This is a genomic window from Gilliamella sp. B2717 (assembly GCF_026536675.1).
GTDB classification, from domain to species: Bacteria; Pseudomonadota; Gammaproteobacteria; order Enterobacterales; family Orbaceae; genus Gilliamella; species Gilliamella apicola_I.
This window is the reverse complement of record NZ_JAFNNQ010000002.1, coordinates 1-757: the sequence shown is the minus strand read 5'-3', so window position 1 is coordinate 757 and position 757 is coordinate 1. Positions and strand designations below refer to the sequence as shown.

1 rRNA gene (cut by a window edge) is annotated in these 757 nt (G+C 49.8%); it reads left to right on the top strand.

Annotated elements, in window-relative coordinates:
- A 23S ribosomal RNA gene (locus J3U35_RS00010) occupies positions 1–737 on the top strand; it begins 2,004 nt to the left of the window's first position.
- The last annotated feature ends 20 nt before the right edge of the window (positions 738–757 follow it).

Sequence of the window (757 nt, the reverse complement as noted above, 5' to 3'; positions counted from 1 at the left end):
CCTTGAAATACCACCCTTTAATGTTTGATGTTCTAACCTATACTTCTGAATCGAGGTAAGGGACACTGTCTGGTGGGTAGTTTGACTGGGGCGGTCTCCTCCCAAAGAGTAACGGAGGAGCACGAAGGTTAGCTAATCCTGGTCGGACATCAGGAGGTTAGTGCAATGGCAAAAGCTAGCTTGACTGCGAGAGTGACGGCTCGAGCAGGTACGAAAGTAGGTCATAGTGATCCGGTGGTTCTGAATGGAAGGGCCATCGCTCAACGGATAAAAGGTACTCCGGGGATAACAGGCTGATACCGCCCAAGAGTTCATATCGACGGCGGTGTTTGGCACCTCGATGTCGGCTCATCACATCCTGGGGCTGAAGTAGGTCCCAAGGGTACGGCTGTTCGCCGTTTAAAGTGGTACGCGAGCTGGGTTTAGAACGTCGTGAGACAGTTCGGTCCCTATCTGCCATGGGCGTAGGAAAATTGAGAGGGTTTGCTTCTAGTACGAGAGGACCGAAGTGAACGCACCGCTGGTGTACGGGTTGTGATGCCAATTGCATTGCCCGGTAGCTACGTGCGGAATAGATAAGTGCTGAAAGCATCTAAGTACGAAACTAGCCTCGAGATGAGTTTTCCCTGATGAGAATCAGTAAGGTCCGTTTGAGACTAAGACGTAGATAGGTCAGGTGTGTAAGTGTAGTGATACATTGAGCTAACTGATACTAATGAACCGAGAGTCTTAACCTTACAACTCGGAGTTGTTTTGG